Annotated in this window: 12 protein-coding genes; 3 read left to right on the forward strand and 9 right to left on the reverse strand. The window is 67.6% G+C overall.

Features of this window, described 5'->3' with window-relative positions:
• Positions 1-9 precede the first annotated feature (9 nt).
• The gene (locus ACO1P8_RS10375; protein ID WP_486295806.1) at positions 10-1,275 is read right to left on the reverse strand and encodes an Hsp70 family protein; all 1,266 of its coding nucleotides are present in this window, start codon (positions 1,273-1,275) and stop codon (positions 10-12) included.
• 162 nt (positions 1,276-1,437) lie between these two features.
• Here ACO1P8_RS10375 and fahA point away from each other — a divergent pair, with 162 nt between their 5' ends.
• Positions 1,438-2,754, forward strand: a complete 1,317-nt coding sequence (gene fahA / locus ACO1P8_RS10380; protein WP_486295807.1) for a fumarylacetoacetase — start codon at positions 1,438-1,440, stop codon at positions 2,752-2,754.
• 15 nt (positions 2,755-2,769) lie between these two features.
• Here fahA and ACO1P8_RS10385 read toward each other — a convergent pair whose 3' ends face one another.
• The 3 genes from ACO1P8_RS10385 to ACO1P8_RS10395 are packed head-to-tail and all read right to left on the reverse strand — an operon-like array spanning position 2,770 to position 5,829.
• Entirely contained in the window at positions 2,770-3,759 is a 990-nt protein-coding gene (locus ACO1P8_RS10385) for a Bug family tripartite tricarboxylate transporter substrate binding protein (RefSeq protein WP_486295808.1), read from the reverse strand.
• Between the two features lie 26 nt (positions 3,760-3,785).
• Entirely contained in the window at positions 3,786-5,054 is a 1,269-nt protein-coding gene (locus ACO1P8_RS10390) for a CaiB/BaiF CoA transferase family protein (protein ID WP_486295809.1), read from the reverse strand.
• A 1-nt stretch (position 5,055) separates the two neighbouring features.
• Positions 5,056-5,829: an enoyl-CoA hydratase/isomerase family protein gene (locus tag ACO1P8_RS10395; protein ID WP_486295810.1), complete on the reverse strand. Its 774-nt coding sequence runs from the start codon at positions 5,827-5,829 to the stop codon at positions 5,056-5,058.
• Positions 5,830-6,055: 226 nt separating this feature from the next.
• Between ACO1P8_RS10395 and ACO1P8_RS10400 the strand changes: the two genes are divergently transcribed.
• Together ACO1P8_RS10400 and ACO1P8_RS10405 are read left to right on the forward strand one after the other, a co-directional pair.
• Positions 6,056-6,817, forward strand: coding sequence for a TetR/AcrR family transcriptional regulator (locus tag ACO1P8_RS10400; RefSeq protein ID WP_486295811.1), 762 nt, complete (start codon positions 6,056-6,058; stop codon positions 6,815-6,817).
• Between the two features lie 124 nt (positions 6,818-6,941).
• A complete protein-coding gene (locus ACO1P8_RS10405; protein WP_486295812.1) occupies positions 6,942-7,961 on the forward strand; it encodes an alcohol dehydrogenase in 1,020 nt (339 codons plus the stop codon).
• Positions 7,962-8,027: 66 nt separating this feature from the next.
• Here ACO1P8_RS10405 and ACO1P8_RS10410 read toward each other — a convergent pair whose 3' ends face one another.
• From ACO1P8_RS10410 to purB, 5 genes are all read right to left on the reverse strand, one after another.
• Positions 8,028-10,379 carry a molybdopterin guanine dinucleotide-containing S/N-oxide reductase gene (locus ACO1P8_RS10410; RefSeq protein ID WP_486295813.1) on the reverse strand — a complete coding sequence of 784 codons (2,352 nt, stop codon included), beginning with the start codon at positions 10,377-10,379 and terminating at the stop codon, positions 8,028-8,030.
• Between the two features lie 50 nt (positions 10,380-10,429).
• On the reverse strand, positions 10,430-11,293 hold the full coding sequence (locus ACO1P8_RS10415; protein WP_486295814.1) for a sulfurtransferase: 864 nt from the start codon (positions 11,291-11,293) through the stop codon (positions 10,430-10,432).
• 5 nt (positions 11,294-11,298) lie between these two features.
• Positions 11,299-11,640, reverse strand: coding sequence for a carboxymuconolactone decarboxylase family protein (locus tag ACO1P8_RS10420; protein WP_486295815.1), 342 nt, complete (start codon positions 11,638-11,640; stop codon positions 11,299-11,301).
• Positions 11,641-11,665: 25 nt separating this feature from the next.
• Entirely contained in the window at positions 11,666-12,688 is a 1,023-nt protein-coding gene (locus ACO1P8_RS10425; RefSeq protein ID WP_486295816.1) for a Bug family tripartite tricarboxylate transporter substrate binding protein, read from the reverse strand.
• Between the two features lie 64 nt (positions 12,689-12,752).
• Positions 12,753-14,120, reverse strand: a complete 1,368-nt coding sequence (gene purB, locus ACO1P8_RS10430; protein WP_486295817.1) for an adenylosuccinate lyase — start codon at positions 14,118-14,120, stop codon at positions 12,753-12,755.
• Between the last annotated feature and the right edge of the window lie 33 nt (positions 14,121-14,153).

A 14,153-nucleotide genomic window follows, 5' to 3' on the forward strand; every position in this document is an offset into this window, starting at 1 on the left:
CGGCCGCCGTCAGCCGAATTTGCGCGCCGCATCGAGCGCGAGACCGGCGCCGATGCTGCCGAATAGATCTCCCTCGACGCTGCGGGCGTCGGGCAGCAGGGCGGAAATGCGCTCGCGCAATTGCGAAACCCGGCTGGAGCCCCCGGTGAAAAACACGGTATCGATGCCGCCCGCGTCGATGTCCGCATCGCGCAGCAGGGTGGAGACGGTGGTCTCGATGCGCTCGATAAGCGGCGCGGTGGCGTCGTCCAGGTCGGCGCGCGCCAGGTCCAGGGACAGGCCGGCGGAAATCCGTTCCAGGTCGGCCCGGGCGGCGGCCGTTTCGGACAGCTCGATCTTCGCCTTTTCGACCTGCAGCGCCAGCCAGTGGCCGGCGCGTTCCCTGACCAGGCTTAGCAGCAGGTCGATCTTGTCGCGTTCGCCGGCATTGGCGCGGATATAGGACAAATGTTCCCACGCCTTGTTGGTATACGCGAAATTGATGGTGTGCCACGAAGCCAGGTTCAGGTACTGCGTGGACGGCACATCCTTGCCGCTGCGCAGCTTGCTGCCCAGGCCCAGCAGCGGCATGAAGGCGTGCAGGTTCAGGTGCCGGTCGAAATCGCCGCCGCCGATGTGGACGCCGCCGTGGGCCAGGATGTCGGCCCGGCGGTCGGGCAGGGCGGCGCGGCGGGGGCCCAGGCGGATCAGCGAGAAATCCGATGTTCCGCCGCCGATGTCCACGACCAGGACAAGTTCCTCGTTGGAGATCTGCGACTCGTAGTCGAAGGCCGCGGCCAGCGGTTCGTACTGGAACGCGATGTCGGTGAACCCGACCGACCGGGCGATTTCGCCCAGGGTGTCCTGGGCCTGCTGGTCGGCGGCCGGATCGCCGTCGACGAAATACGTCGGCCGGCCGAACACCGCGCGGGTGAATTCGCGTCCCGCCGCCTGTTGCGCGCGCAGCCGCAATTGCGCGATGAAGTGCGTCAGCAGCGTGCGGAACGGCACGCCGCGGCCGCGTATCTCGGTATGGCCGTCGATCAGCGAACTGCCCAGCAGATTCTTCATCGACCGCATCAGGCGGCCATCGTAGCCGGCCAGGTAGTCCGAAAGTGCCGCCCGGCCGTAGCTGACCTCCGCGTCTTCGTCATGGAAAAAAATGGCCGACGGCATGGTCGGCTTGCCGTCCTCCAGGGACAACAAGGCCGGCTGGCCGGGCCGGTTCCACCCCACGGCGGAATTGGAGGTGCCGAAATCGATTCCGCAGGCGAGGGCGGGGGAAGAGGAAGTCATCGATGCGAATGTCCCGCGCCGCTCCGGGCGCCAGGCGCTTTACCAGGCTGAAGGAGCGATTGTACGAGGCATGGTCCGGCGAGTCCCCACCATAAAGTTAACAGTGTTATCATTTGCCTGCCCCGGCGGCCGATCGTCAGGTCGCGGAGACAGGAGACCTTCATGCCGTTGAACGAAACCCATGATGCCAGCCAACGCAGCTGGGTTGCCGCTGCCAATGCGGCCGATACGGATTTCCCTTTGCAGAACCTGCCGCTGGGGGTCTATACCGCGGATGCGGGCCGTACGCGCCGCATGGGCGTGGCGATCGGCGATTGCATCCTCGATCTGGCGGCGGCCCGCGATAAGGGCTTGCTGCAGCTGGAGGACGCCCTGGCCGACGCGATACGGCAGCCCGAGCTGAATGCCCTGATGGCTTTGGGCGATGCCGCCAGCGCCGCGCTGCGCCGCTCGGTCTTTGGCCTGCTGCGCGAGAGCGGGGCACCCCGGCCGTGCGCGCCGGAATGCCTGGTGGCCATGTCTGACGTTTCGATGTGCCTGCCCGTGCAGGTGGGCGATTTCACCGATTTCTACACGTCCATCCACCACGCCACACGCGCCGCGCGCGCTATGAGGCCAGGTGGCGAACTGGCGCCCAATTTCCGTCATCTGCCCATCGCCTACCATGGGCGGGCGTCTTCCCTCGTGGTCAGCGGCACCGACTGCTCGCGGCCGGCCGGCCAGCTCGGCCCCACGCCCGGCGGCGCCGTCTATGCACCGTCCCGAGCTCTGGATTTCGAGTTGGAAGTGGGCTGCTTCATCGGCCGGGGCAATCGGCTGGGCCAGCCGATATCGCTGGACGAGACCCCAGCGCATTTGTTCGGCCTTTGCCTGGTGAACGACTGGTCCGCACGGGACATCCAGCGCTGGGAAGCGCAACCCCTGGGGCCCTTCCTGGCGAAGAGCTTCATGACCACGATGTCGCCCTGGGTGGTGACAATGGAGGCGCTGGCCCCATTCCGCACCGCGCCGCCCGCGCGCGCCGAGGACGACCCGCAAATCAGCCCGGCGCTGACCTCGCCGACGCATGCGCGGGGCGGTGCGATCGGGATCGCGCTGCGCGCGTCCTTGTCCACCCGCGCGATGCGGCGGCAGGGCGTGCCCGCCGAAGTCATTTCGCGCCCCGACTTCGCCGGTCAATACTGGACGCTGTTCCAGATGCTGACCCACCATGCCAGCAATGGCTGCAACCTGCGGCCGGGCGATTTGATCTCCAGCGGCACGGTGTCGGGGCCGGAGGTCGCCGACAGCGGGTGCCTGCTCGAACGTACCCACAACGGCGCGCATCCGTTGCGGTTGGCGAACGGCGAATCGCGCGCGTACCTGGAGGACGGCGATATCGTGATGCTGCAAGGCCGCTGCGAAAAAGCCGGCTACGCCGGCATCGGGTTTGGCCTTTGCGAGGGCCGGATCGTGGCGCAGGCGGCGCCGGCCGGTTGATCCGGCGCGGTCCGGCTACTCCAGCACCAGGTTTCTTTCCTTGACGACCTTTTGCCACCTGGCGGTGTCCTTCGCGATGATCGCGGCGAATTGTGCTGGTGTGGTCGGATAGGCCTGCGCGCCCAGCGCGGCGAGTTTTTCCCGCACCTCCGGATCGCTTGCGATACGTCGCAGCCTTTCCGCGAGGTCGTCCACGATCTTGTCGGGGACGCCGGCGGTGGCGAACACCCCCCACCATCCCGGCACCGACAGGTCCTCGATACCCAACTCGCCCATCGAGGGAAGGTCTGGCGCCGTGGGTACGCGCTGCGACCCAATGACCGCCAGTCCTCTTACCTTGCCGGTATCCAGCAGGGGCTGGGCGGTCAGCGGATCCAGGAAAATCGCCTGCACGGTGCCGCCCATCAGGTCGGCCACGGCGGGCGCGGAGCCTCGGTAAGGCACGTGGACCATATCGATGCCCGCCGCGGAGTTCAGCACTTCGCCGCTCAAGTGCGACGTGCTGCCCACGCCGAAGGAGGCATACGTCACCTTGCCGGGGTGCGCCTTGGCATAGGCAATGAACTCGCCCATGGACTTGGCCGGGAACCGCGGGTTGACGACGAACACGTTCGGCGCGATCGCCACCATGGACACCGGCTTGAAATCCTTCGCGGGGTCATAGGGCAGTCCCTTGTATACCGCCTGCAGGCTATGCGAGGAATTGTCGAACAGGTACGAGCATCCATCGGCGGGGTCGCGCAGCAGCGCCTGGTAGGCGATAACGGATTTGGCGCCAGGGCGGTTTTCGACGATGACCGGTATCTTCAGATCGGAGCCCAGCCTGGCGGCGACCAGCCGCGCGGAAACATCCGTCCCGCCGCCCGCGGCGTACGGAACATACAGCCTGATGGCGGTGCAGCGCAAAGGCTGCGCGTCCGCGGTATGGCAGGCCAGGCTACCCAGGATGGCAAGCGCGGCAAACGCCAGCGCGCGGCCGCGATACTGTATCGATGGTTGTTTCATGATTTTGTCTCCTCCGGATTATTTTCTTATGAGGCCATGGCGCCGGTCTCGCAGCGCGTCCCGGCGTCCGGCATGCCTTGCAGCGATCGATCGGCCAGGAACATGCCGCTCTCGATGTGCGCCTGTATCTGCCTGCCGTCCAATCCCAGTTCTTCCAGTACCTGGGCGTTGTGCTCGCCGCGCAGGGCGGGCTCGAGCGGATCCGTGGGCAGGTCGCCATCCGAGAACCGCCACGGATGGCCATGCAGCTTGTAGGTGCCGCCCCGTCTGTCCGGCACGGTACGCACCGCTCCCCAGTACTCGCCCCATTCCGACTCGCACAGCTCGCGGGTGGTGCGGACCTGTCCAATGGCGATCTTCGATTCGTCCAGCTGGGCGTCCAGCGCGCCCAGGTCGCGGAAGGTCAGGATCCACGTCTGTATCACCGCGTGCAACGCCTCGTAGTTCTGCCGGCGCAGCGCGGCGGTGGCGAAGCGGGGATCGCTGGCCAGATCCGGGCGCCGCATCGCGCGCAGATAGTTCGGGAACGTCAGGCTGCCCACCAGGCTCTGGGCGGCGACGAAACGTTCGCCGCCCGGACCGACAAAGAATGGGCCGTCGGTGGCGCCCAGGATGCCCGGTTCCGCGCCCGTGTCGACGTCGGCGATATCCAGGTGCGCGCGTTCGTTGGCCGCCAGCATCACCGCGGCCATGGCCACGTCGATGTATTGTCCGCGGCCGGTCTTTTCCCGCTTGGCCAGCGCCGCCAGTACCGCGATGGTAGCCTGCAGTCCGGCATAGACATCGGCATGCGAGAGCGCGTCCGTCTGGTACTGCGCCAGGTTCGCGCCGAAGTGGCGCAGGGAATTGTGCGTGAATCCCGATTCCGCCTGGACAGTAGGGGCGTAGGCCATGCGCGACGCCCAGGGGCCGCCCTGGCCATAGCCCGTGATCGAGACGTAAATCAGGCGTGGATTGCGCTTGGCCAGGCTGGCGTAATCCAGGCCGAAGAATTTCAGCGTGCCGGCGCGGAAGTTTTCGACCACGATGTCGGCGGAATCGCACAGTCTGGCGATCAGCTCGGCGGCGCCCGGCACATTAAGGTCCACGCTGATATTGCGCTTGCCGACGTTCTGCTGGGCGTAGTAGCCGGACATGCCCTCGGCGAAGGGGACGGCGCCCCGGGATACGTCGGGCCGCGGCGGTTCGACCTTGATCACTTCGGCGCCCAGGTCGCCCAGGGTGCGGCCGCATAGCGGACCCGCCAGAACGCGGGAGAAATCGACAACCTTCAGGCCGGAAAGCGGACCGCTCATGTCACTTCCCCTCGAAGACGGCGAGGCCGGGGCCGTTGGCGCGGAAGGACTGCAGGCCTTCCTTCAAATCGCGCGACGCCCAGATGCCTTTCTGCGTTTCGAACATGGCGCGGTCGGCTGCCTCCACGCCTTCATTGGCCGCGATCGAGGCCAGGCGTTTGGTGGCGGCATGCGCGACGGTGGGGCCGTTGGCCAGCTCTTGCGCGATGGCCAGCGAAGCCTGCTCCAGATCGTCGTCGGCGACGACCAGATTGATCAGCCCCCATCGTTCCAGGGTGGCGGCGTCATAGCGGCGGCCCAGCATGGACATTTCCTTGGCACGGGCCATACCGACCCTCTGGACCTGGCGCTGGATGCCTCCCATCAGGGGATGCAGTCCCAGGGCGACCTCCACGGAGCCGATCTTGGCCGATTGCGCGGCGACGATGTAGTCGCAGGCCAGCGCGAGTTCGAGGCCGCCGCCGAGACAGACGCCGTGCACCGCCACGACGATGGGAATCGGCAGGGTTTCGAAGGCGTTCAGTACCTCGATGGGATCCAGGCGGGCGCGGCCTTCGCGCTCGATGCGCTCGTCGAACAGGTCGACATCCGCGCCGGCGGAAAAATGGCGCAGGCCGCTGCGCAGCAAAACCGCCCGTTGTCCCTGATCGACTGCGTCGCGCAATCCCGCCATCAGGGCGCCGCTCAGGGTGGGGCCGGACAAATTGTAGGGGCGGTAATTCATCGTCAGGATAGCGACGTTGCCGCGCACTTCCTTCTGGACTATGTCTTCCATGCGGTGTCTCCGGCGGCGACGCGCCGGAGGGGGAAGGCGCGCGCCGCGTAAAGTTAACAGTATTAACTACGGATTGATGATAACACCGTTAACTTTTGCGGCAAGTCAGGGTAAGTACCCGGCATGCGGGGGAATGTGGGGAGCGCACCATGGATAAAATGCAGCGCGGATCGATTCCGACGGACGGATGGCGTAGCAAGGGCAAGGATCACGAAGGAATGCGTACGTGAGAAGGAAAATCAGCAGCGCCGAGCCGGCGCCCTACCATCATGGGGATCTGCGCAGCGCATTGATCGCGCAGGCGCGCCGCGAACTGGAAGAGGCGGGCGTGCACGACATGAGCCTGCGCCAACTGGCCAGGGCCGTGGGCGTGTCCGAAGCGGCGCCGTCGAGGCATTTCGATGGCAAGAAAGGCCTGCTGGCGGCGATCGCGGCCAGCGGCTTCCACGACCTGATCGTGCTGCGCCGCCAGGCCCTTGCGCGCACGCGGGGCAAGCTGGCGCGCGCTTACGAGATGATGCGCATCTATGTGAAGTTCGCCCAGGACCATAAAGGCCTGTTCGACCTGATGATCGGGCCGCGCATGCTGCACAAGGCGGACTACCCGGAGCTGGACGAGGCCGTCAATCAGTCCTTCGAGCTGTTCGCCGCGGCGGTGCGCGATTACGCGGGCGACCATGGCTGGACGGACGGCGACATGGCCCTGGTGACGCACGCCGCCTGGTCGGTGGAGCACGGCCTGGCGACGCTGATCATCGGCGACCGGCTGAATGCGGAAGACAGGCCGATCGACGTGGAAAGCGTAATCCATTTTTCCATGGCCCTGTTGCTGAGCGGCATTGCGGCGGGCCCCCGGCATGCGGCCGGCATCCTGGGGGCATTGGACGATGGCGGACGCGCAAAGGGCCTGAAGAACCCCGATAGCCCGGGCAGCGGGAAAGGCCTCAAAAGAAGCCCCAAGAATACCGGCGGCCTTGGAAAGCACTGAAAGCGCGCGGTTTACGCCTGATGCCCTATAGGGGTACACCTGTCCGGCGGAGACGGGGTATCGTCCTGGTTCCGCGGTTCGCGGCAGGCCGCGCGAAGGATGCCTCTTTTCCAGGAGAAGACTCATGCGCAAGATGCAGGCAGTACAGGTAACGAAGGCGGGCGGTCCGTTGGAAGTCGTCGAACGCGACGTGCCCGAGCCGCCGGCCGGACATGTGCGGATCAAGGTGCAGGCGTGCGGGATATGCCATAGCGATGCCTTCACCAAGGAAGGGCAGTGGCCGGGCCTGCGGCTGCCGCGCGTCCCTGGCCATGAGATCGCCGGCGTGGTCGACAAGGTCGGCGCCGGTGTCGAGGAATGGCAGGTGGGCCAGCGTGTCGGGGTGGGTTGGCACGGCGGCCACTGCGGCCACTGCGAGAACTGCCGTCATGGCGATTTCGTGCTGTGCAAGACCGCGCAGGTCCCCGGCATCAGCTATGACGGCGGCTACGCGGAATACATGGTGGCGCCTCGCGAGACCCTGGCGCGGATACCGGACGACCTGTCTGATGTCGATGCCGCGCCCCTGCTTTGCGCGGGCATCACCACGTTCAATGCCTTGCGCCATAGCGGCGCGCGTGCCGGCGATGTGGTCGCGGTGCTGGGCATAGGCGGCCTGGGCCACCTGGGCGTGCAGTTCGCCCGCCGGATGGGCTACGTGACGGTCGCGATCGCGCGCGGCCAGGACAAGGCGCCGCTGGCGAAAGAATTGGGCGCCCACCATTACATCGACAGCCAATCGCAGAATGTCGCCGAAGCGTTGCAGGCGCTGGGGGGCGCACGCGTCATCCTGGCAACCGTCACCAGCGGCAAGGCCATGAGCACCGCGATCGGCGGCCTGGGGCCGAACGGCAAACTGGTTTTCGTCGGGATATCGCAGGAACCCGTAGAGGTGCCCATCGCCCAATTCATCGGGCAGCGCAACTCGGTGCAGGGCTGGCCTTCAGGTACCGCATCGGACTCGCAGGAGACCCTGGCCTTCAGCGCGCTGTCCGGCGTGAAGCCGATGATCGAGGAATACCCGCTGTCGCGCGCGCCGGAGGCCTACGACCGGATGATCAGCGGCAAGGCACGCTTCAGGGTGGTGCTGGTCCCGGGCCGTTGAAAGACGGCGCGGCGGGGGATCCGCGTGTGTCGCGCGAACCGCCCGCCGCGCGTGCCGCTCGCGCGTTCAGGAAGCGGACGGCGGCGGCTCGAAAGCGCGTACCGGCGGCAGCGGCCCGTCATGGCGGCGCACCTGCACGGCAGTCAATTGGCCCGTGCAGCCCTGCGCGAGCGCCGAAGTGCCGGCGTCGCGCGTCAGCACGTTCGGATTGCCGTGCACGCAGAAGGGCCGATCGGACGCCTGCCCATCCGGCGCGGGGTCGTACCACGCGCCCGTCGGCAACTGGACCACGCCGGGTCGGATGCCGTCGCTCAGGGCGACGCAGGCCAGGCATCCGCCGCGCGCGTTGTAGAGTTCGACGATATCGCCCTCGGCGATACCCCTGGCGGACGCGTCGCGCGGATGCATGGTGCACACCTCGCGATCGCGCCGTTTGTTCGCCACGCTGTGCGCGCCGAAGTCCAGCTGGCTGTGCAGGCGCGTGGCGGGCTGGTTGGCGACCAGGTAAAGCGGATGCTCGGGGGTGGGACTGTCGCCGGGCGGCAGCCACGCGGGATGGCCCGGGCAGTCGCCGTATCCGAAGGCGGCGACCGTCGGCGACGATATCTGTATCCGTCCGCTGGGCGTGGGCAGCGGCTTGCCCGCCGGATCTTCGCGGAACGCGCGCAGGATGCCGCCATCGTCCGCCTGCTGCGGCAGCAGGAGCTCGCCGCGTTCCCAGAACGTATCGAAGTCGGGGGCCTCCAGGCCGCGCTCGGCCAGGGCGGCGCGCGTTCGTTCGTACAGGTGCCGCAGCCATTGCGCGCTGGTGCGGCCTTCCGTGAAGGCGTCGCGCGTGCCCAGGCGTCCGGACAGGTCGGCGAATATGTCGTAGTCATCGCGCGCCTGGCCGTGCGGCGGCGCGATGCGATGCATGGCGACCATGAGCGGATCGGTCGGCGCGGCGCCGATATCTTCTCTTTCCAGGGTCATCGTGCAGGGCAGCACGATGTCGGCGTGGCGCGCCGTGGCGGTCCAGCCGATCTCATGGACGATAAAGGTATCCAGCGTGCGGAAAGCGCGCGCCAGGCGTCCCAGGTCCTGATGGTGATGGAAGGGATTGCCGCCGGCCCAGTAGGTCAGGCGAATATGTGGATACACGTGCCGCTTGCCGTTGTAGTCGAATTCCGTGCCGGGATGCAGCAGCATGTCGGCGATGCGTGCCACGGGGATGAATTCCCTGACGCCATTCGAACCCTGCGGCAGCGCCGCGATGGGCACGGCATTCATGCGCTTGCCGTAGTGCGCCAGCGTGCCCAGCGCGTAGGCGTAGCCGCCGCCCGGCAGGCCGATCTGGCCCAGCATGGCGGCCAGCACCGCGCCCATCCAGATGGGCTGCTCGCCGTGTTCGGCGCGTTGCAGCGCGTGCGCCACCGTGACGAGTACCCGCTTGCCGGCGAGCGAGCGCGCCAGGTCGCGGATGATGCCGGCCGGCAGGCCGCATCGTGCCGCAGCCCACTCCGGCGTTTTCGGCACGCCGTCCGCGCCGCCCAGCAGGTAGTCTTCGAAGACTTCCCAACCATCGCAGTACGTGGCCAGGAAGGCGCGGTCATGCAGGCCTTCGGCGACCAGTACCTGGCCCAGCGCCAGCATCAGGGCGGTATCCGTGCCGGGCACGATGGGCAGCCATTCCGCGCGCGACTCCGCCGGCATATCGCCGCGCAGGGGGCTGACCGATACGAAGCGGCAGCCGCGCTCGGCTGCGCGGGCCATCGATTCGCGTTCGATATGGCGGCTGATGCCGCCGCTTGCCACGCGCGAGTTCTTCAGCGCCATGCCGCCGAAGGACAGGACGACATCGGCGTGGTCGACGATCTGCTCCCAGGTGACGTTGCGGCGGGCCACATCGTCCATGCCGCCCAGGATATGCGGCAGGATCACCGCCGAGGCGCCGGCACTGTAGCTGTTGACCGACCGCACATAGCCGCCCAGCGCGGTATTCAGGAAGCGGTGTACCTGGCTTTGCGCATGGTGGAAGCGTCCGGCGCTGGACCAGCCGTACGATCCGCCGAATACCGCCTGGGGGCCGTAGCGGTCCCGCACCCGCGCCAGTTCGTTCGCCAGTCGATCCAGCACTTCGTCCCAGGACATCGGGACGTAGGTATCGTGGCCGCGGCGTTCGTCGGGGCGCGGTCCGCGCTCCAGCCAGCCGCGCCGCACCATCGGCGTCGTCACGCGCGCGCGGTGATTCACGGCGGTCGTGAAATTCTGGATGAGCGGATTGGGATCCGGATCGCCGGGATGCGGGCGCACGGTTACCGTGCCCCCGTGCCACGCGGCCTGGAACACGCCCCAATGCGCGCTGTGGGACCGCAAGGGAACGGCCGCCGCTGCCGACGCCGCGGCGGTTGAAGAGTCGGAGCTGGATTCAGGTTTCATGCGGGCTCAATTGCTGGTGCCGTCGCGAATTCGAATGGCCGGTCGTCGGTTCAATCGGCCGGGCCGGTAGCCACGGGCGCGCCGGGCTGCACGCACCACTCGCTCCATGAGCCGGGATACAGGGCCGCGCCCGTCAGGCCCGCGACTTCCATGGCCAGGAGATTGTGGCAGGCCGTGACACCCGACCCGCACTGGTTGACCGTTTGTTCCGGCCGGTACCCCCCAAGCACGCTGCCGAAAGCGCCGCGCAGTTCCTCCGGCGAGCGGAAGTATCCCAGCGCGTTCAGGTTTTCCCGGAAAAGACGGTTGCGCGCGCCGGGTATGTGGCCCCCCACCGGGTCGATGGTTTCGTTCTCGCCGCGGAAGCGGTCCGGCGCGCGCGCATCCACGACCAGCCGCGCGCGCGTGGCCAGGTTTTCGCGCACGTCCTGCTGCGACACGGTGCGGACCAGGGCGTCGCCTACGCGCAGGCGTCCGGGCCGGCGCGGCGCGGACGCCGGCTGGTCGGTCGTCGGAAAGCCCGCGGCGGTCCAGGCGGCCAGGCCGCCGTCCAGGACCGCCACCGCGCGGTGGCCAAGCCACCGCATCAGCCACCACAGCCGGGCGGCATACATCCCGCCCGCGTCGTCGTAGGCCACGACCTGCGTATCGCCGTCCACGCCCAGGCCGACCATGCGGGCGGCGAACGCGTCGCGGTCGGGCAGCGGATGCCTGCCGTTGCGTCCGGTAACGGCGCCGCTCAGGTCGTTTTCCAGATGCAGGTAGTGGGCCCCCGGCAGATGGCCTTGCCGATAGGCGCGCTGCCCCGCCTGGGCGTCCATCAGGTCGAAGCGGCAATCGACGACCAGGGGTGCGTTCTCTCCCGCCAGGCGGGCCGCGAGGTCGGGCGCGGAAATCAGGGTATCGAAGGGCATCGGCGTCACCCTTCCGTCTGGGTCAGCGCATCCATGGCGCGCAGGGAATAGACGTAGGCGGCGCCGGCGTTCAGGGCGATGGCGGTCGCCAGGGCCTCGCTGAGTTCGGCCTCCGTCACGCCCGCCTGGCGCGCGGCAGCGGCGTGCGACGCGATGCAGCCGTCGCAGCGCGTGGTCACCGCGACCGCCAGCGCGATCAGTTCGCGTGTCCTGGCATCGAGCGTGCCGGTCGCTCCCTGCGCCTCGTTCAGACCCCGGAAGGCGGTCAACAGCTTCGGATGGTTCTTGGCCAGGCCGCCGGCGGCCTGGCGGTTGTTGGCCAGGACCTGGGTCCAATCGTTCAGCATGCAATGCTCCTTGGCGTAAGCGCGGCTAGGCGCCGATCTGTTTGAGCAGGGCCGGGGTGGCGACCGTGCGGTATTGCGCGATGTCGCGCTCGATATAGGCCGTGAACCGGTCCAGCGGCAGGTCGTGCTCGACCGCGGCGTCCCGGCGGATGACTTCCCGCACCTGCGGGTCCTTCAGGGCCTGGCTCAGGTGGTTCGACAGCAGCCGCAGGATGGCCGGTGGCGTGCCGGCCGGCGCGGCCAGGCCGTACCACTGCGTCAGCGTCATGTCCACGCCCAGCTCCTTGAAGGTGGGCACATCCGGCAGACTGGGATTGCGGCTTCGTCCCGATACCGCGAGCAGGCGCAGCGCGCCCTGGCGCACCTGCGGCATCAGCGGCGATGCGGTGGCGAAGAACATATCGACCTGGCCGCCGAGCAGGTCGGTAATGGCCGGTCCCGAGCCGCGGTAGGGAATGTGCAGCAGCTTCAGCCCGGCCAGTTCCTTGATGCGCTCCATGCCGATGTGGGCGGCGCCGCCGGCACCGGTGGAGGCAAAGGTCATCTCTTTTTTCTTCGCGGCGGCGAGCAATTCCGCGGCGGTCTTGAAGCGGGAACCCGGCGCCACGAACAGGCCGTGCGGGGCCTCCAGGATCAATCCGATGGGCGCGAAGTCCTCCGGCACTTTGTACGGCAGACTGGCGGGCTTCAACGCCGGCGATACCGCCAGGTTGCCGCTCATCGCCAGCAGCATGGTGTAGCCGTCGGGCGGCGACTTGGCGACCAGCCCGGCCGCGATATTGCCGCCCGCGCCGGCCTTGTTTTCGACGACCACGGTCTGCTTGAGCGTGCGCCCCATCGCCGTGGCGATCAGGCGGCCGTACAGGTCGCCGCCCCCGCCGGGCGGAAAGCCCACCGCCAGCGTGATGGGCCGTTCCGGAAAGTCCGTGGCTGCCGGGCTGGCGCGGGACACCGATAGGCCGCCGCCCAGGATGCCCGCGGCGCCCCATGCTCCCGCCGCCAATAGCCGGCGCCGCCCCGGAAGTGGGGCTCGATCGTTCTGATCCATGTTGTCTCCTTTGGTTTTTATGTATTGCCGTGCCGGCGCGGCTCGCAAGCCACGCCACGCGGAATCAGGCCTGTAGCCAGCCTGCTGCTTCCTCCTGGGCCACCAGCCGGTCCACCGCCGGGCCGCACTGGCCCAGATAGCCGGCAGGGTCGGTCAGTCGGCGGATTTCGTCTTCGCCCAGCAGGCCGGCAAGCGCCTTGTGCTGGCGCATGGCGTCGGCGAAATCCAGCTTATGGGTAATGCCGTGCATCGATGCTTCGTATATCCACTCGTGCGCCGTCTGCTTGCCGACCCGGCTGCTCAGCTCCAGCATGACGTGTTCGGAAAGCAGGTAGCCGCGCATCAGGTCGAGGTTTTTTGCCATGCCGCCCGCGTCGACGCGCAATCCCGCCAACAGGTTCTTCGCCTGGAACAGCATGGCGCCGGCGATGACGCAGCATTCGGGCAAGGCTTTCCATTCCATCTTCCAGGCGATGCCGTCGCGTTCGCCTTCCTGCACCATGCCTTCCAGCATGAGGGTGGCGTTGTAGCGCAGCGGCCGCGACAGCCCGGCCAGGTTCTCCGCGGACGTCGGGTTGCGCTTGTGCGGCATGGTGGACGAGCCCAGCTTGCCGTCGGAGAACGCTTCCTCCACTTCGGCGATCTCGTTGCGCTGCATGTTGAAGAGTTCGTTGCCGATCTTCGATAGCGTGGCGCCGATCATCGCCAGTAGCGTGGCGTATTCGGTGAAGCGGTCGCGCGCGGAAGCCCAGCTGATGGCGGGCGTGGACAAGCCCAGGCGCTGCAAGGTACGCGCTTCGACTTCGGCGGCCTGCTCGCCCAGCGATGCCTGGCTGCCCACGGCGCCGACGACCATGCCCACCAAAACGCGCGGTTCGCACTCCCGCAGGCGCCGGTAATGGCGTCCCATTTCATCCAGCCAGATCGCGCATTTATGCCCGAAGGTAATGGGCAGCGCCTGCACGCCATGCGTGCGTCCGACCATGGGGGTATCGCGGTGCTCGCGCGCCAGGCGGGCCAGTTCGCGTCCAATCGCCTGGATATCGCGCAGGGCGATGGCATGGAATTCCTTCAGCTGTAGCGCCACCCCGGTGTCCACGACGTCCTGCGTGGTCGCGCCGTAGTGCACCCATTCGCCGTTCTCGGCGCTGCAGCAGGCCTGCAGCTGCCGGAGCGCGGGCACCAGCGAATGCTTGATGCGGCGTATCTCGGCGGACATTTTTCCAAGGTCGATGTTCTCGACCTTGGCCTTCTGCGCGATCTCGCGGGCGGCGGCGGCCGGAATGATGCCCAGCTCCGCCTGCGAGGCCGCCAGGGCGGCTTCGAAGTCCAGCCATTTCTGCACACGGTTTTCTTCGGAGAAAATCGCGCGCAGTTCGTCGGTGCTCCATAGATGCTGGAGCGATTGCATGTCGAATACGGATACGGGCATCGGGTGTCCTTGCGAGGATGGGAAAGCGATAGG

This window comes from Bordetella sp., from assembly GCF_057362025.1.